The organism is Pseudomonas sp. GM80 (assembly GCF_000282515.1).
In the GTDB taxonomy this organism is placed as follows: domain Bacteria; phylum Pseudomonadota; class Gammaproteobacteria; order Pseudomonadales; family Pseudomonadaceae; genus Aquipseudomonas.
In genome coordinates this window covers 20,522-37,092 of the sequence record NZ_AKJD01000074.1, presented here as the reverse complement: position 1 = coordinate 37,092, position 16,571 = coordinate 20,522, and the positions used below count along the sequence as shown (strand labels likewise).

Genomic DNA, 16,571 nt, shown 5'->3' with positions numbered 1-16,571 from the left:
GATCTTTTGATCTTGCTCTTAAAAGATAAAGTCAAAGATCGCAGCCTTCGGCAGCTCCTACAGGGGGTGATGTGTTGAGGTGGGGCAATGATGGCAATTCAGTTTCAGTTAAGTTGAAATCGCTAAGGTGCCCGCCGTATGCAACACATAAAAAATACGGAGACACCATGAAAACCCTGACTGCCCTGTCCATTGCCGCGTTCATCGGCTTCACCGCCAGCCTCGCCCACGCCCGCGATCTGGGCCCCGATGAAGCCCTGCGTCTGCGTGACGCTGGTACTATCGTCTCCTTCGAGAAGCTCAACGCCACGGCGCTGGCCAAACATCCGGGCTCGACGATCACCGACACCGAGCTGGAAGAGCAGTACGGCAAGTACATCTACCAGGTCGAAATGCGTGATCCGCAGGGGCTCGAGTGGGATCTGGAATTAGACGCGGTGACTGGGCAGGTTCTCAAGGATCATCAGGATACGTAATGAAGGTTAATGTTTGCGCCACGCGCCGCACGGCGTTGGCGCTGGTGATGTTTTGCTCGACGGCGATGGCCCGCGACCTCGGTCCGGACGAAGCCCTCAATCTGCGCAAGCAGGGCGTGATTCTGCCGCTGGAGCAAGTGCTGCAACAGGCGATGGACCGTTACCCCGGCGCGAAACTGCTGGAGGTCGAGCTGGAAGAAAAGCACGACGTCTACATTTACGAAGTCGAGTTGCTGACAGCCGAAGGCGTGGCCCGCGAGTTGCACCTGAAGGCCGACACCGGCGAACTTGTGAAAGACAAGGAAGATTGATCGATGCGTTTGCTATTGGTGGAAGACCACGTACCGCTGGCCGACGAGCTACTCGCCGGCCTGCAACGCCAGGGCTATGCGGTCGATTGGCTGGCGGACGGCCGCGATGCGGTGTATCAGGGCAGCAGCGAGCCCTATGACCTGATCATTCTCGACCTCGGTCTGCCCGGCGTGCCGGGGCTTGAGGTGCTCGCGCAATGGCGTGCCGGCGGTTTGGCCATTCCGGTGCTGATCCTCACGGCGCGTGATTCCTGGGCCGAGCGCATCGAGGGGTTGAAGGCCGGCGCCGACGATTACCTGACCAAACCGTTTCACCCCGAAGAGCTGTACTTGCGGATTCAGTCGCTGCTGCGTCGCTCCAAGGGCCAGGCCAATCAGCCGACGCTCAAGGCCGCCGGCCTGCATCTGGATGAGGGCCGCCAGTGCGTAGTGCGTGACGGTGCCGACATTCAACTGACCGCCGCCGAATTCCGTCTGCTGCGCTATTTCATGCTGCACCCAGAGCAGATCCTCTCGAAAAGCCACCTCGCCGAACACCTCTACGACGGTGAAACCGAGCGTGATTCGAACGTCCTTGAAGTCCATGTCAATCACCTGCGCCGCAAGCTGGGCAAAAGTGTCATCGAAACCCGTCGCGGCCAAGGTTACCTGTTCGGCGGGCAGGCTTCGTGAGGTCGATCCAGCGCCGCTTGAGCCTGGGGTTGATCAGCGTGATGGTGATCGTCGGTCTGGTCGTCGCGCAAACCAGTTTGTGGTTGTTCGAAGTGGGTTTGCAGCGTTACCTCGAAGCCGGCCTGCGCAACGACAGCGAAAGCCTGCTGGTGGCACTGGTGCGCGGCCCGCAAGGCTTGCAGCTGGATGAGCGGCACCTGTCGCCGGCCTATCAACGGCCGTTTTCCGGGCATTATTTCCGCATCGATTTTGCCGACAGCCACTGGCGTTCGCGCTCGCTGTGGGATCAGGATCTGCCGCTGCTGGAGCAGTCCGGTCTGCACAGCAACCTGCAACTGGGCCCGGACGGTCAGCAACTGTTGGTGCTGCGTTCGGATTATCGGCGTCTGGGCCAGTCGATCTCGATCAGCGTCGCGCAGGACTACACGCCGGTGCGCCAGAGCTTTCAGCGCATGCGTCAGATTGGCCTCGGCTTGGGTCTGGCGGCATTGCTGCTGATTCTGTTCTTGCAGCGCCTGACCGTGCGCCGCGCGTTGAAACCCCTGGAAAAGGCGCGCGAGCAGATCGCGCAATTGCAGCAGGGTCAGCGCTCGCAACTCGATGATCAGGTGCCGGTGGAGCTGGAACCACTGGTGGCGCAGATCAACCATTTGCTTGCCCACACCGAAGACAGCCTCAAGCGTTCACGCAATGCCTTGGGCAACCTCGGGCATGCGTTGAAAACGCCGCTGGCGGTGCTGTTGAGCCTGGCGTCGAGTGAGAAACTCGATGGCCATCCCGAGCTGCGCAAGATCCTCAAGGAGCAACTGGAGCAGGTGCAGCAGCGGCTTAATCGCGAACTCAATCGCGCACGGTTGTCCGGTGATGCGCTGCCGGGCGCGCTGTTCGATTGTGATGCGGAATTGCCCGGGCTGCTGGCGACGCTGAACATGATTCACGGTGAGCACCTGGCGTTGAGCTACGTTGCGCCAGACGGGCTGCAGTTGCCGTGGGACCGTGAGGATTTGCTCGAACTGCTCGGTAACCTTTTGGACAACGCCTGCAAATGGGCGGATGCCGAGGTGCGCTTGAGTGTGATCGAGCGTACGGATGGTTTTGCCCTGAGCGTGGAAGATGACGGCCCGGGGATCCCCGAAGCACAGCGCGCGCAGGTGTTCAGTCGTGGCACGCGGCTGGATGAACAGACCCACGGGCATGGCCTGGGGCTGGGGATTGTGCGCGACATCGTCGATACGTGGGGCGGATTGCTGGTGTTGGGCGAGAGTGAGTGGGGCGGCTTGAAAGTCCTCATCGAACTGCCGCGCCGCTGATCCCCCGCATCACCCTGTAGGAGCTGCCGCAGGCTGCGATCTTTTAATCTTTAAAGCAGGGTCAAAAGATCGCAGCCTCGTTGCACTCGACAGCTCCTACATGTCGTGTGGGTCAGACGCGGAACTGGTCCATCAAGCTCTGCTGCTGATTCGCCAGGCTGTTAAGCGACTGGCTTACCCGCGCCGACTCATTTGCCTGCCCGGACAACGATTCCGTCACGTCGCGAATCGTCGCCACGTTGTTGTTGATCTCTTCAGCCACCGCGCTCTGCTCTTCCGCCGCGCTGGCAATCTGCAGGTTCATGTCACTGATCACCGTCACCGCATCGCCGATCTGACGCAGCGCGGTCACTGCCTGGCCTACCTGCTCGACACTGCCCTGTGCCTGACGATGGCTGTTGTTCATCGAGCCGACCACATCCTGCGTGCCGCTCTGCAATTGTTCGATGACCTGACGGGTTTCTTCCACCGACTCCTGCGTGCGGCGGGCGAGGTTGCGGACCTCGTCGGCGACCACCGCGAAACCGCGGCCGGCCTCACCGGCACGGGCCGCTTCGATCGCGGCGTTGAGCGCCAGCAGGTTGGTCTGTTCGGCAATGGCGCGGATGGTTTCCAGCACTGTGCCGATTTTCTCGCTGTTGGCGGCCAGACCTTCGACTTGCACCATGGCTGCACTCATGTCAGCGGCGAGGGTGTCGATGCTCGCGGTGGTGCGGTCGATCACGGTCAGGCCCTGGCGGGTGGCGCGATCGGCATCCTTGGCGGCTTCGGCAGCTTGTGCGGCACTGCGCGCGACGTCTTGCGCGGTCGCGCTCATTTCGTGGGAGGCGGTGGCGACCTGATCGACCTGACGGTATTGCTGCTCCATGCCGGCGCTGGTCTGGGTGGCGATGGCCGAGGACTGGTCGGCGGTGTTGCGTGCGTCCTGCACCGAGCGCTTCACGTCAGCGATGATCGGCTGCAACTTGTCGAGGAAACGGTTGAACCAACCGGCCAACTGGCCGAGTTCGTCCTGCTTGTCGTAGGCCAGACGGCGCGTCAGATCACCTTCGCCGCTGGCGATGTCTTCAAGCATGTGCGCCACGCCGAGGATCGGCTTGGTCACGCTGCGCGCCATCAGCCATACCAGCAGCAGGCCGATCAACGCGGCCAGCACGCCGAGGCTCAGCTCGATCAGCGTGCCCGAATTGTTGCTTGCGTCCAGCTGTTGCTTGAGCGCTTCGGCGCGGCTGACCAGGACTTTTTCCGGCACATCGAGCAACACGGCCCACGACGGGCCGCCGGGAATCGGCTGGAACGGCGACAGCACTTTCAGCTGGCCATTGCTGTGCAGGCTGCTGACGCTGCTGCTGGCCGCGAGCATGCGCAGCAGTTCGCTGCCGCTGGTTTTGTCCACGGCGTCCAGACGCTGGCTGAGTTTGCCGGCGTCCGGGCTGTACCCGGCGAGCAGACCGGTCGGGCTGATGATGCTCACGGCGGTCTGGCCGTCATAGAGCTTCTTGCTCGCGCCCTGACTGATCGCTTGCAGGCTGTTGAGGTTGATGTCGACCGACAGCGAGGCGATGACTTTGCCGTTGACCGTCAGCGGGAAAACGATGCTGGTCATCAGCACGTTGTGGCCGTCGATCACGTAGAAGTACGGTTCGATCACACACGGTTTGAGTGTGGTGCGCGGGCAGGTGAACCAGGCATTCGCGGCCTGGCCGCTGGGGCCGGTGCTGGTGTCGGCCATGTCGCTTTCCGGCAGGGCCATCGAGGTGACCTTGCCCGGGGTCGGCTGCGACCAGTACAAGGCGAAACGGCCCTTGTCGTTGCTGCCCAGTTCGGCCTGACCGGCGAACAGTTCGTCCTTGCCGTCCAACGCATTGGCTTCGAACACCAGCGACAGGCCGAGTAGGTCCGGGTTGGCTTGCAGCGCCGATTTGACCTGACGGGTCATGTCTTCGCGCAGGTCGAAGGCATCGAGGAAGCGCTTCTCGGCTTGTTCGCGCAGGAACAGCACCTGCCGCGAGAAGCCGTGGCCGTACTGATAGGCATCCATGAACTGTTGACGAATGCCGGCGGCTTGCACTTCGCCTTGCGACTCGATGCGCGCCTGAGCGGACTCGGTGAGCATCTCCATGCTGGAGGCTTTCACCAGTTCGGAACTGTGCTCCATGCGATACAGCGAAAGACCCACCAACAGGGTCACGATACCGGCCAGGCAGAGGCCGGCGAGCAGGGTGATTTTCCATTGGATGGAAAGTTGTCTGAGCGACATGGAGACGTCCTTATTCGATAAATATCTGAGACTTTGCACTGTAACGGCCGCAAATCGGCTTTCTTTATCCCTGAAACACAATATGACCAATTGCCGCATGCCAAGGCTGGCCCCCCTGTTTGGGTTGAGCACAAAACCTGTGGTGAGGGGATTTATCCCCGATGGGTGGCGAAGCCGCCCCCTGCATTGCGTCAGGTAAATTGAATCTGCAGGTTTTGCGACTGCTGCGCAGCCGATCGGGGATAAATCCCCTCGCCACAGGAAATACCTTCATCACAGGAGGATTTCAGCCATTGTGCAGCCAGCAGTTGTTTTGACACCGCCGCCACTCTGCGGCACAGTGCGCGCCCTTCTAATAAGACCCTCTTTGCAAATCCGCCGGTAACCCGTTGGCGGACTCATCCTGTCTGGCGGTGTGTTTTCCATCGCAGTGTTTTTTGAGGTAGTGAAATGAATGCAGTCATAGCCGCGGTCGGCGTCATGCTGGTACTCAGCCTGTCCCGCGTGCATGTGGTGATCGCTTTGATCGTCGGCGCGCTCGTCGGTGGCCTGACCGGTGGTCTGGGCATCGATGCCACGCTCAAGGCGTTCAACAGCGGTCTTGGTGGCGGGGCGACGGTGGCGTTGTCCTACGCGCTGCTCGGCGCTTTCGCCGTGGCGATTGCCAAGTCCGGCCTGGCCCATGCGCTGGCCGACAAGGCTCTGGCGATGGTTGATCGCCAGCATTCGAGCGGCGGCGGCAGCGTCAAATGGCTGCTGATTGGCTTGCTGTGGGTGGTGGCGATCGCTTCGCAGAACATTCTGCCGATCCACATCGCGTTCATTCCGCTGCTGGTGCCGCCACTTCTATATGTGCTGACCAAGCTGCAACTCGACCGCCGCCTGATCGCCTGCGTCATGACCTTCGGTCTGATCACGCCGTACATGGTGTTCCCGGTCGGCTTCGGCAACATCTTCCTTAACCAGATTCTGCTGGCCAACGTCAGCAAGGCCGGCGTCGACATCAGCCAGATCAATGTCATGCACGCCATGGCGATTCCGGCGCTGGGCATGGTCTTCGGTCTGTTGGTGGCGGTGTTTTTCAGCTACCGCAAAAAGCGCGTTTACGATCTGGAGAAGATTGAACAGGTCGAGCAGGTCAGCGTGGCCTACAACCCGAAAACCATTGGCATTGCCGGTCTGGCGATTGCGGCTGCGTTCATCATTCAACTGTTGCTGGACTCGATGATTATCGGTGCGCTGGCCGGTTTTCTGATCTTCTCGGCGTCAGGCATCGTGAAATGGCGTGAAACCGACGACCTGTTCACCGAAGGCATGAAGATGATGGCGATGATCGGCTTCATCATGATCTCGGCCTCGGGGTTTGCCGAAGTGCTCAAGGCCACCGGCGAAGTGCGCACCCTGGTCGAAAGCGCGGCGGCGTGGATCGATCACAGTCAGGCCATCGGCGCGTTGTTGATGTTGCTGGTGGGTTTGATGGTGACCATCGGTATCGGCTCGTCGTTCTCGACCGTGCCGATTCTTGCGGCGATTTTCGTGCCGTTGTGCGTGCAGTTGGGCTTCAGCCCGATGGCGATCGTGTGCATCGTCGGCACTGCCGGGGCGTTGGGCGATACCGGTTCGCCGGCTTCGGATTCGACGCTGGGGCCAACCTCTGGCTTGAACGTCGACGGTCAGCATCACCACATCTGGGACACCGTGGTGCCGACGTTCCTGCACTACAACCTGCCGCTGCTGGCGTTCGGCTGGGTGGCCGCGATGGTGTTGTAATTTAGCCTCTGAAGATCAAAAGATCGCAGCCTTCGGCAGCTCCTACATCGATCTCTGTAGGAGCTGCCGAAGGCTGCGATCTTTTTTTGCGGGTTCAACTTTTGGTTTTGCGTGCCGTTAAAGCCTTTAACCACGCCAATAAAACCAAAAGAGTGAGCCCCCACAATGCGCCTGAGCCTCAAGGCTAAAGTCCTGTCCCTCGCCGTTCTTCCGGTATTGCTCTTTGCGCTGGTCATCAGCCTGACCACGCTGTTCATCCTCCAGGAACAAGCGCACAAAGAGGTCGAACAGACCCGCGAACGCCTGCTCGGCGACGCCAAAGCGACCCTGCAAAGTTACGTGGCCGTGGCCATGACTACGATCAAACCGCTCTACGACGCGGCCGCCCCGGGCGATGAAGCGGCGCGGGCGCAAGCGATCAAATTGCTCTCGGGCATCCGCTACGGCAAGGACGGCTACTTCTTCGGCTACGACTCCGAGACCGTGCGCCTGTTCAAGGCCAGCGACCCGGAAGGCGTGGGCAAAAGCTTCAAGGACAATCGCGACCCGAACGGTGTTTACGTCAATCAGGGCCTGGTGAAGGTCGCGAAGGACGGCACTCACTATCTGCAATACAGCTCGCCGCTGCCGGGCAATGCGCAAGTGCTGGTGCCGAAACTCGGTTACACCGAATACCTGGCGAAGTGGGACATGGCCGTGGGGACCTCGGTCAATCTCGACGGCATCGAAGCGCAAGTGGCGCAGGTTGAAGCGCAGGTTCAGGAACGCATGCAAGGCGTGGTGCTGAGCATCGTCGGCGTGGCGCTGGTGGTGCTGTTGGTGATCGCGGCGGCGGGGATGCTGCTGGCCAATACCATTCTGCGTCCGCTGACCCTGATGAAAGCCAACCTCGACGACATCGCGGCGGGCGAGGGCGATCTGACCCGCCGCCTGAACATCACCAGCCAGGACGAACTCGGTGAACTGGCCGGCTCGTTCAACCGCTTCGTCGATAAAATCCACGGCCTGGTGCGGCAGATCACCGAGATGACCACGCAACTCACCGGGCTGGTGACGCAGGTGTCCGATCAGGCGCAGCGTTCCGATCAGGCGATGGAGCGGCAGCGTCACGAGACCGATCAGGTTGCCACCGCCATCAACGAGATGTCTGCCGCCGCGCAGGAAGTGGCCAAGAGCGCGCAGAACGCCGCCGTCGCCGCCCAGCAGACCGACGAAGAAGGCCAGAGCGCCAAGCGTGTGGTGGCGGGCAGCATCAAACAGATTCATGCGTTGGTCGATGACATCCGCAGCAGCGGTGTATCCCTCGACAGCCTGCAGCAGGACGTGACCTCGATTGTCGGCGTGCTCGGGGTGATCCGTTCGATTGCCGAGCAGACCAACTTGCTGGCGCTGAACGCGGCGATCGAAGCGGCGCGCGCCGGTGAGGCCGGGCGCGGCTTTGCCGTGGTGGCGGACGAGGTGCGGGCGCTGGCCAGTCGCACGCAGATCAGCACCCAGGAAATTCAGGGGATGATCGATCGATTGCAGGCGGGCACCCAGCAGGCGGTCGAGGCGATGCGCCGCTCCAGCGAGGCCGGTGACGGCACCTCGCAACAGGCCAATCAGGCTGGCGCGTCGCTGGATGCAATGGCGTCGCTGATTGCGACGATCAACTCGATGAACGCGCAGATCGCCAGTGCGGCGGAAGAGCAGACGGCGGTGGCGGAGGAGATCAACCGCAGCGTGCATCAGATTGCGGTGGCGGTGGACAACGTCGCCGATGAGACGCAACTCGGCGCGCAGACCTCACGCAGCCTGGCCGAACTTGGCCAGCGCCTGGGCAAACTCGTGGGCCAGTTCCGCATCTGACTCCCCTCACTATCCAATGTAGGAGCTGCCGCAGGCTGCGATCTTTTGATCTGGTTTTGATCTTTTGATCTGGTTTTTAACAATCAAGATCAAAAGATTGCAGCCTGCGGCAGCTCCTACATGGGAAATCATGGTCTGTCCCAGTAGGGGATTTCGCCGAAGCATTCCATGAAGAAGTCGATGACCGTGCGCACCTTCACTGACAGCCGGCGGCTGCCCGGCCACAGCACCGCGATCTGCTGCGGTTCCAGGCTGTTCGACACCTGATACTCCCCCAGCACCGGCACCAACGTGCCTTCGCGCACCGCTTCGCCAATCAGCCACGACGGAAACATCACCAGGCCCAAACCTTGTTCGGCGGCTTGCGTGAGGGTGTCGGCATGGTTGCCGGTGATCGGGCCTTTCACCGAATACGGTGTCCAGTCTTCACCCTCGCGGCGGAAAAACCAGCGTTGCAGACCGGCCGCGCCTTTGTAGGCCAGGCATTGATGCTGCGCGAGGTCTTCAGGCTGTTGCGGTGTGCCGTGACGCTTGAGATATGCCGGGCTGGCGGCGACCTGAAAGCGGTGCGGCGCGACAATCCGCGCCTGCATGCTCGAGTCGTGCAGCGGGCCGATGCGAAACAGCAAATCGGCGCCTTCCTGCAGCGGGTCGACGTAGTGGTCGGTCTGCTGGATATCCAGTTGCAGCTTCGGATAGCGCGCGCACAACTGCCCCAGCCACGGCGTCAGATGCCGCTGACCGAAGACCACCGGTGCGTTGATGCGCACCAGGCCGGTGGGTTCGCTTTGCTGTTCCTGCAAGGCTTGCTCAGCTTCTTCCAGTTGCACCAGCAACAATCGCGCGTGGTAGCCGAGCATGCGCCCGGCTTCGGTCGGCGTGACGGCGCGGGTGTGGCGGTAGAGCAATTGCTGATTCAGCGCCTGCTCCATCAACTGGATTTGCCGGGATATCGAAGAGGGCGCCACGCCCTCGCGGCGGGCCACTTCGGAAAAACTGCCATGGTCGAGCACGGCCACAAATAACCGCAGTGCCTTGAATCCGAGTTCGCTGAGCCCGTGCATGATCTGTCCTGCTGTGCGTGATGCGCAAAAGTGTTGTCCGGATGCTCCCATTTATCGCACAGCGACGCCAGCCGATAATCCGCGCCATCGTTGACTGGGCTGGATTGTGTTTATGCAAACGTTGGATGAAGTGAATGTGGTGGCACCGGTGGCCAAACCGGGGTTGCGCTGGTTATTGCTGCCGCTGGTGATAATGGCGGGCATGGGGTTGTCGGTAGAGGCCGGGTTGCTTGGGCCATTGGGCGCGCAGGTCGGGCATCTGTGGGCGACGTTGAGCATCTTTGGCGTCGGCTCGGCGATTCTGTTTTTGCTGCTGTTGTTTGCCGGCCCGCAGAAGGGCCCGGCGCTGAACACCTTGCCGCGCTGGCAATTGATCGGGGGCATTCTCGGGCCGATCTACGTGGTGGTACTGACCCTGGCCACGCCGCACATCGGCATCGCCATGACGATGATCGCGATCCTCTCCGGGCAAGTCGGCAAGAGTGTGTTGATCGACCATTTCGGCTGGTTCGGGACGGCGCGCAAGAAGGTCAACGGTGAACGTTGGCTGGCGTTGTTGCTGATTGTGGCGGCACTTGTTTTGATTGCTCGGGGTTGATGATGAGTCTGATTATTTTGTTGGCCGTGGTGGTTGCGGCAGGTGCGGTGCTGAGTGTTCAGGCAGCGATCAATGGGCGCTTGGGGGAAACTGTCGGCGTGTTGCGCAGCAGTTTGCTGACGTTCGCCGTGGGTGCGCTGGTGACCGGATTGCTGATTGTGTTTTTCGAACCGGCGCATTCGGTGAGTTTGCTTGATGTGCCGAAGTGGCAGCTCAGTGGGGCGCTGTTTGGCGTGATATACATGATTGTCATGGTCGGCGCTGTGCCTCGGGTCGGTACGGCGGTGGCGACCGTGGCGGTGATTGTCGGGCAGTTGGGGATGGGGATGTTGATCGATAATTTTGGCTGGTTTGGCAACCCGGCGATCGATTTGTCCGGTAGCCGGGTTTTGGCGATGGGGTGTTTGGGGTTGGCTTTGGTGTTTATGTATCGGAGCAGTGTGCGTACGGGGGATTGATTCGGGTTTTTTGGGGGGCAAGCGGTGCGCGTTCAGCTGTTGTTCTTCGTAGGAGCAAAGCTTGCTCGCGAAGGCGGCCTGACAGCCGACCCACCTCTCCCAGCCGTACCATCATCCCCTGTAGGAGCTGCCGAAGGCTGCGATCTTTGACTTTATCTTTTAAGAGCAAGATCAAAAGATCGCAGCCTGCGGCAGCTCCTACATGGTTTATCGGCTTCGCTTGCTGGCAGCCTGCCAATCTTCGATGCAATCCCCCGTAGGAGCTGCCGAAGGCTGCGATCTTTTGATCTGGCTCTGGTTTTTGAATTTTCGCCGGGCCGGCATTCCGGCGTTTGAAAAAGGGGCTCGCTGATAAGAGCGAAACCGTCGGAAGCCATATCCGCAGCAACGGATATGTCCCCCAAACCCCAATAAAAAATCCGGATCAAAAGATCGCAGCCTTCGGCAGCTCCTACACTGGGTATCACGGCTTGCCCTCCAAGCCTCAGACAACCACCACACAAGGAGTCTGTTCCATGCCCGATAAAAAATGCGATTGCCCCGGCTGCAACTGCACCATCAAAGAAGGCGATCATTCCTACGCCGTACACGGCAAACACTACTGCTGCGAAGCCTGCGCTCACCACCACAAGAGTGGCGAGGAGTGCTCAAGCAAGGGCTGCCATTGCGCGCATCCGAAATAAACCCGGCGCAAAAAAAGTGGAGCCTAATCAGGCTCCACTTCCAGTTTCAAACTCGCATCATCCATGCGCTCGGTATGGCGCACCGTCCCTTGCAGCCGTCGGCCTTCGACCCTGACCACCACGGTTTTCGCCTGGTCGAGGTCGTCGGGTAACGGCGCTGGCACCCTCAGCGCGAAGCAGAACGGATCATCCTCGACCGCTTCCAGGCCCACGCGACAATCCACACTTTTGGTTATGCGCCCAAAGAGCGTGTCCAAGCCATAGTCCAGGTGCGCCTCGCTGCTGATGCTGCTCATTGTGCATTCCCCCGAATGATGCCGACCGCCAGGCTGAGCTTAGCTGGTCGGTCGCCAGACGACGTTTTCCACGCCGAATTTTTCCGCCATCGGTTTGCTGGTTTTCTGCACCTTTTCACGGCCAAAGCGCGGGATTCGCCCGACGCCGGCGTCGCAGCTTGCCCAGTGCCAAGCCTCGGCGTTGTCCATTTTGTCCGAGCGGATAATGAACGACTTGGGCGTGCCGTGAAGGGTGTATTCGATGACATAGAGTTTTGCGTTGTTCATAAAGCCCGTATTCCTCCCTGTGGTAATAGAAGGATCGCGGCGCACCGGGAAAATTCACTCGGATTGTCCGACGGTATCTATCATTGGCGACGCATCGGCGCACTGGTTACCATGACGCTTCCACCAACCCCAATGAATGCTCGCCATGGCCCTCGCCGCGCCCCCCGATCTCAGTGACACCGATGTGCCCGTGCAACGTGTGGCGCGCACCTATCCGCGTGGGTTGTTTATCGAGCCGCATGCGCATGTCTGGGGGCAGTTGCTGTACGCGATGAGCGGGGTGATGTGGGTCGAGACGCCGCATGAAGCGCTGGTGGTGCCGCCGCAGCGGGCGGTGTGGTTGCCGCCCGGTGTGCCGCACGGGATCCGCGTGGTGTCGGATCTGCAGATGCGTAATATCTACTTGCGCCCGGCGCTGGCGGCGACGCTGGATCAGACGGTGCAGGTGATCGAGGTCGGTGGGTTGCTGCGCGAGTTGATTGTCGGGCTGGTGGAGCAGGGCGACAGCGGGGAACCTGCCTATTACGAGGCGTTGGTCGGGCTGGCGTTGCTGGAGCTGCAACGCGCACGCCGTTCGCAGCTGAAAATCCCGCTGCCGGACGATTCCGATCGGCGTCTGATGAACGTGTGCCAAGCGGTCATGGCGGCGCCCTCACTGGACATTCCTTTCGAGCAACACGCGGAAAATGCCGGGGCCAGCGTGCGCACCCTGGCGCGGCTGTTCAAGGGCAGTCTCGGCATGGGCTTCGCCGAGTGGCGCCGACAGGTGCAGCTGGCGACGGCGGTGGCGGAGTTGATTCAGGGCGTGGCGGTGAGCGTGATCGCCCGCGAACTCGGCTACTCGCCCAGCAGCTTCAGCGACATGTTCCGCCGCGAACTGGGCGTCGCCCCCTCACAATTCACTCTGTAACAACGTTACCTCCTGAACCGGCACAAACCCTGTGGGAGCTGGCAAGCCAGCTCCCACAGGGTTTTGTGGTGGTTTCGGCAGGGTTGGCCGAAATTCAGAAGTCGTTGGCCGATGCCTTCGCACTCGATTCCCTAGACTCTGCCCATTCCTTGCAATCGGCGGAGTTCCTCCCCCATGAACTACCTGATTTCGCTGGCCATTGGTCTGGGCGTTGGCCTGCTGTACGGCGCGCTGGATTTCCGTTCTCCCGCACCGCCGGCCATCGCGCTGGTAGGTCTGCTCGGCATGCTGGCCGGTGAGCAATTGTGGCCGATGGGCCGGCAACTGGTCGCCGGCTGGTTGTCCTGAGTTTCCTTTCTCTTCGGTGGATCAAGCCATGAAAGCACTGCAATTCGATAAAACCGGCGACCTGTCTTCCCTGCGTTTCGTCGACGTTCCGACCCCAACCCCCGGCGCTGACGAGGTGCTGGTACAGATCAAGGCCGCTGGTCTCAATCCCAGCGATGTGAAAAACGTCCTCGGCCGTTTCCCCTACACCACGCTGCCGCGCATACCCGGTCGCGATTTCGCCGGTGTGGTGGTTGAAGGCCCGCCAGCATTGATCGGTCAACAAGTCTGGGGCACCGGTCGCGAGCTGGGTTTTTTCGCCGATGGTTCTCACGCGCAATTCGTCAAACTGCCGGCCAACGGTGTCGCCCTCAAACCATCGCGTCTGAGTTTCAGCCAGGCCGCCAGTCTCGGCGTGCCGTACACCACGGCGTGGGATGCGCTGGAGCGCAGTCTGGTAAAAGCCGACACGCGCCTGCTGGTGATCGGCGGCGGTGCGGTGGCCACGGCGGCATTGGCCTTGGCCAAAGTGCGCGGCGCGCAGATCCTGGCGGCGGCGCGGCGTCCAGAGCAGGTCAAGGATTTGCAGGCGCAGGGTTACCAGACGATTCAGCTGGATAAACCTGAAGACCTCGGCGCGCAGGTCAACGCGGTGTATCAGGGGGGCGCTGAAGTGATCTTCGACACCACCGGTTTCTGGCTGCCGGCGTCGGTGGCGGCACTGGCAATCTTTGGTCGAATCGCGATCATCGCCGCACCGGTAGACGGCCATGTGCAATTGCCGGCACTGGCGTTGTACCGCAAGGGCGGTTCGGTGGTGGGCGTCAATACGTTGCTGTACGGCGTTGAAGCCTGTGCGGCGATGTTGGGCCAGTTTGGCCGACTCTTCGACGAAGGCGCGTTGCCGTTGCCGCAGGGCTTGGTCGAGTCGCCATTGGCCGACGGTCTTCAGCGTTATGCGGATGTGAATCAGGGCAGCGGTGACAAAGTCATCCTCATCCCCTGACCCCCCGCCCGCCAACCCCCTGTAGGAGTGAGCCTGCTCGCGATAGCGGTGTGTCAGACGAAGTATTCGTTAATAGACACACCGCTATCGCGAGCAGGCTCACTCCTACAGTTGATTTGTGTTGGGCTCAGGATTGCGGGACGCCGTTTTCCCAGGCTGTCCAATGCGTGAGGATGTCCTGCACCAGCGGATGGCCGGCGCGATAGAGGTTTTCCAGCGCCGGGGCAAAACCACCCTGATCGGCGTATTTCAGCAGGTTGTCCACTTCACTGCCGCCCGGCTCAGGGCGATCGAAGTCAGAGCCGGCGCGCACCACGGCCAGGCGTTGAACATCGACCAGACCTTCACGACTGGCCCGCAATAAAGCTTCATAGGTGGAGTTGTCTTCCTGCTGCGTCGTGCAGTATTCGCCCTTGTTATCCGTGAGCAGTTTGGTCCATACCTCGGCCCGCTCGCTCAAGCGTGTACCGGAAAACCAGGTGTTGCCGGCCAACGTGTCGCAGCGAGTGACCACCGGTGGCTGATTGGCTGGGGCTGACGGATATTTCCGGCGCCACGCTGCCGATTCCTTGCTCTCGCTCAGTTCAACCTTGTGGCTCAGGGCGAAGGCTTTGTCCTGCAGTTTCGCGTTCAGCTCGAAGACTTCGGTCTTGTAGTCCAGCGGCGGTTTTTCGTTCGGGCCTTTTGTGTTGATACCCAGATAACCGGTCGGCCAGTTTGACGGAGCATCGCGCGAATCGATCTCCCATTGCGTGCCGAACTCCACCAGATAGTGCGCCCATGCCGCGGTGCCAATAGTCCCGTGTTTTGGGCTGATCCCGGCGATCCCAGCGATGAGGAAATAGCTTTTACGCAGGTCGAATTTCGGCGACAGCGCCAACGCCAGGGTCGAGGCGGCAGCGTTGGTCTGGCCCATGCCGGTGGTCAACAGGCACACCTGCTGCGTATTGCAGCGGATGCTCGGGTACTCGGCGGACAGGCCCGGCACGCGGATTTCCTGTTTCAGTTCCAGGCGATCGATCCAGTGCTGCGCCTCGGGCGCGAACATGGTGATCAGCACGACTTTCGGCTGGATCGGCGCCTCGACCGCCCAAGCGGTGGAAGAGAGCAGGGCCGCAGCGGCCAGTGTCAAACGCATCATTGCTTGCATGAAACCTCCTTGAAAATCAGAACTGATAACCGACGCCGGCGTAGTAACCCCAGCCATTGGAACGCGCGCGGAAATTACCGTCGCCAAAATTCAGCTCGCTGCCGTCCTCCCAGTTGCCGCCGTTGTGGAAATAACGCCCCACCAGCGTGAAGCGCAGATGGGTGAAGGAGTAGAGCAACACGTTGGTCGCCACCGTCGCGTTGGCGGTGCGAGCGGGGTTGTCTTTGTGGATGTCGGAGCCGAAATCGAAGTTGGTAAAACCGATGTAGGTCAGCGAGGCGCCGTTGCTGAATTTGTCGATGGGCACGATGTACTTGAGCTGCGCGCGGTAGCCGTCCCACGAATATTCATTGCTCGCGCCGTAATTTTCCCACTGGTAGCGACCGTAGAGGTTGGCCGACAGATTGACCCGCGAGTGGGTGTCGATGTCGGTGCCGAAACCGCTGTACAGCGTGTTGGCGCGATTCTCTTTACGGCTGCCGTGGTCGTAGATCCAGTCGAACGCGACGTACCATTCCTTGAACGGGCCGATGGCCAGGCTGCGGCCGGCGAGGTAGTCGATGGAGATGCGCGGTTCGTGCTCCATGAACACTGGCGAGCCGTGATCCCACACACCTTTGTCGTGGCTGTTGCCGATGTTGAAGATCTTCGGCACGTCGATGTAGCCGTACAGCTCGAACGGGCCCTTGCGGCCGAAATACTCGTACTCCAAGTAGATATCGTCGGCCGGTTGCGGGCCGAAACTGATGTCTTTGCTGCCGATCAGCATCAGGTCCTGGTTGTACCAGTCCGACAGGTAGGCGCCTTTTTTCGGCGGGCTGGCTTCCGGGCTGAGGGCTTCGCCTTGGGCGGATTCTTCCGGCAGCGCGGGCTGAGCGAAAGCGCTGGCGCTGAGAAGTCCGGTAACGCCAGTAAGCAGCAAGGAAACAGCAAACGTGCGCGCAAACGGTGCGCGAAAGGGGGATGCGGTATGCATTCAAAGTCCTTTTTTGCGGATCGAGGCCCGTGTTCCGTGGGCTTGTACGGTTTTGTTACGAAAACCTTGAGAGTGACGTTACGCAAACGTTTGCACAAGGCGTACCAATGTTTTCAATTCGCTGATATTTCGTCGATTTCAACGGTTTTTCTGACAGAACGATCACATTTTTCAAGAGCGTAAAAAATG

Annotated in this window: 18 protein-coding genes and 2 pseudogenes; 13 read left to right on the top strand and 7 right to left on the bottom strand. The window is 60.7% G+C overall.

Features of this window, described 5'->3' with window-relative positions; translation table 11 throughout:
• Positions 1–167 precede the first annotated feature (167 nt).
• The 4 genes from PMI37_RS13120 to PMI37_RS13105 are packed head-to-tail and all read left to right on the top strand — an operon-like array spanning position 168 to position 2,769.
• Positions 168–476 carry a PepSY domain-containing protein gene (locus tag PMI37_RS13120; protein ID WP_008081499.1) on the top strand — a complete coding sequence of 103 codons (309 nt, stop codon included), beginning with the start codon at positions 168–170 and terminating at the stop codon, positions 474–476.
• Positions 476–787, top strand: a complete 312-nt coding sequence (locus PMI37_RS13115) for a PepSY domain-containing protein (RefSeq protein WP_008081498.1) — start codon at positions 476–478, stop codon at positions 785–787. The genes PMI37_RS13120 and PMI37_RS13115 overlap by 1 nt, the downstream gene beginning before the upstream one ends.
• Positions 788–790: 3 nt before the next feature.
• Positions 791–1,459, top strand: a complete 669-nt coding sequence (locus tag PMI37_RS13110; protein WP_008081496.1) for a response regulator transcription factor — start codon at positions 791–793, stop codon at positions 1,457–1,459.
• On the top strand, positions 1,456–2,769 hold the full coding sequence (locus tag PMI37_RS13105) for a sensor histidine kinase (RefSeq protein ID WP_008081494.1): 1,314 nt from the start codon (positions 1,456–1,458) through the stop codon (positions 2,767–2,769). The genes PMI37_RS13110 and PMI37_RS13105 overlap by 4 nt, the downstream gene beginning before the upstream one ends.
• Before the next feature lie 112 nt (positions 2,770–2,881).
• Here the strand turns inward: PMI37_RS13105 and PMI37_RS32505 are convergent, their stop codons facing one another.
• Together PMI37_RS32505 and PMI37_RS32500 are read right to left on the bottom strand one after the other, a co-directional pair.
• On the bottom strand, positions 2,882–3,637 hold the full coding sequence (locus PMI37_RS32505) for a methyl-accepting chemotaxis protein (RefSeq protein WP_371924612.1): 756 nt from the start codon (positions 3,635–3,637) through the stop codon (positions 2,882–2,884).
• 102 nt (positions 3,638–3,739) lie between these two features.
• Positions 3,740–3,886, bottom strand: a pseudogene (locus PMI37_RS32500) (HAMP domain-containing protein); the annotation flags it as partial.
• A gap of 1,593 nt (positions 3,887–5,479) precedes the next feature.
• Between PMI37_RS32500 and PMI37_RS13095 the strand changes: the two are divergent.
• From PMI37_RS13095 to PMI37_RS32490, 3 genes and pseudogenes are all read left to right on the top strand, one after another.
• Entirely contained in the window at positions 5,480–6,799 is a 1,320-nt protein-coding gene (locus PMI37_RS13095; RefSeq protein WP_008081492.1) for a Na+/H+ antiporter family protein, read from the top strand.
• 165 nt (positions 6,800–6,964) lie between these two features.
• Positions 6,965–7,741, top strand: a pseudogene (locus PMI37_RS32495) (cache domain-containing protein); the annotation flags it as partial.
• Positions 7,742–7,825: 84 nt separating this feature from the next.
• Positions 7,826–8,647, top strand: a complete 822-nt coding sequence (locus tag PMI37_RS32490) for a methyl-accepting chemotaxis protein (protein WP_371924620.1) — start codon at positions 7,826–7,828, stop codon at positions 8,645–8,647.
• A 128-nt stretch (positions 8,648–8,775) separates the two neighbouring features.
• Here PMI37_RS32490 and PMI37_RS13085 read toward each other — a convergent pair whose 3' ends face one another.
• Positions 8,776–9,711, bottom strand: coding sequence for a LysR family transcriptional regulator (locus PMI37_RS13085; RefSeq protein ID WP_008081490.1), 936 nt, complete (start codon positions 9,709–9,711; stop codon positions 8,776–8,778).
• A 112-nt stretch (positions 9,712–9,823) separates the two neighbouring features.
• On the opposite strand from PMI37_RS13085, the gene PMI37_RS13080 reads away from it, so the two are divergent.
• The 3 genes from PMI37_RS13080 to PMI37_RS13070 all read left to right on the top strand — a co-directional run bounded on the left by PMI37_RS13080 (position 9,824) and on the right by PMI37_RS13070 (position 11,450).
• Entirely contained in the window at positions 9,824–10,309 is a 486-nt protein-coding gene (locus tag PMI37_RS13080; RefSeq protein WP_008081489.1) for a DMT family transporter, read from the top strand.
• Positions 10,309–10,767 carry a DMT family transporter gene (locus PMI37_RS13075; RefSeq protein ID WP_008081487.1) on the top strand — a complete coding sequence of 153 codons (459 nt, stop codon included), beginning with the start codon at positions 10,309–10,311 and terminating at the stop codon, positions 10,765–10,767. Before PMI37_RS13080 ends, PMI37_RS13075 begins: the two co-directional genes overlap by 1 nt.
• Positions 10,768–11,282: 515 nt before the next feature.
• On the top strand, positions 11,283–11,450 hold the full coding sequence (locus PMI37_RS13070) for a metallothionein (RefSeq protein ID WP_008081486.1): 168 nt from the start codon (positions 11,283–11,285) through the stop codon (positions 11,448–11,450).
• A 23-nt stretch (positions 11,451–11,473) separates the two neighbouring features.
• Here the strand turns inward: PMI37_RS13070 and PMI37_RS13065 are convergent, their stop codons facing one another.
• Both PMI37_RS13065 and PMI37_RS13060 read right to left on the bottom strand, forming a co-directional pair.
• Complete coding sequence (locus PMI37_RS13065) at positions 11,474–11,746, bottom strand: hypothetical protein (protein ID WP_008081485.1); 273 nt, start codon at positions 11,744–11,746, stop codon at positions 11,474–11,476.
• 39 nt (positions 11,747–11,785) lie between these two features.
• Positions 11,786–12,013 carry a DUF6555 family protein gene (locus PMI37_RS13060; RefSeq protein ID WP_008081484.1) on the bottom strand — a complete coding sequence of 76 codons (228 nt, stop codon included), beginning with the start codon at positions 12,011–12,013 and terminating at the stop codon, positions 11,786–11,788.
• 136 nt (positions 12,014–12,149) lie between these two features.
• Between PMI37_RS13060 and PMI37_RS13055 the strand changes: the two genes are divergently transcribed.
• From PMI37_RS13055 to PMI37_RS13050, 3 genes are all read left to right on the top strand, one after another.
• Positions 12,150–12,923 carry an AraC family transcriptional regulator gene (locus PMI37_RS13055; protein WP_008081483.1) on the top strand — a complete coding sequence of 258 codons (774 nt, stop codon included), beginning with the start codon at positions 12,150–12,152 and terminating at the stop codon, positions 12,921–12,923.
• Positions 12,924–13,097: 174 nt separating this feature from the next.
• Positions 13,098–13,271 carry a DUF1427 family protein gene (locus tag PMI37_RS31270; protein WP_007969534.1) on the top strand — a complete coding sequence of 58 codons (174 nt, stop codon included), beginning with the start codon at positions 13,098–13,100 and terminating at the stop codon, positions 13,269–13,271.
• A gap of 28 nt (positions 13,272–13,299) precedes the next feature.
• On the top strand, positions 13,300–14,256 hold the full coding sequence (locus PMI37_RS13050; protein ID WP_008081482.1) for a quinone oxidoreductase family protein: 957 nt from the start codon (positions 13,300–13,302) through the stop codon (positions 14,254–14,256).
• A 127-nt stretch (positions 14,257–14,383) separates the two neighbouring features.
• On the opposite strand, the gene PMI37_RS13045 is transcribed toward PMI37_RS13050, so the two are convergent.
• On the bottom strand, positions 14,384–15,406 hold the full coding sequence (locus PMI37_RS13045) for a purine-nucleoside phosphorylase (protein WP_008081481.1): 1,023 nt from the start codon (positions 15,404–15,406) through the stop codon (positions 14,384–14,386).
• Between the two features lie 16 nt (positions 15,407–15,422).
• Entirely contained in the window at positions 15,423–16,382 is a 960-nt protein-coding gene (locus PMI37_RS13040; protein WP_008081480.1) for a nucleoside-specific channel-forming protein Tsx, read from the bottom strand.
• Positions 16,383–16,571 lie beyond the last annotated feature (189 nt).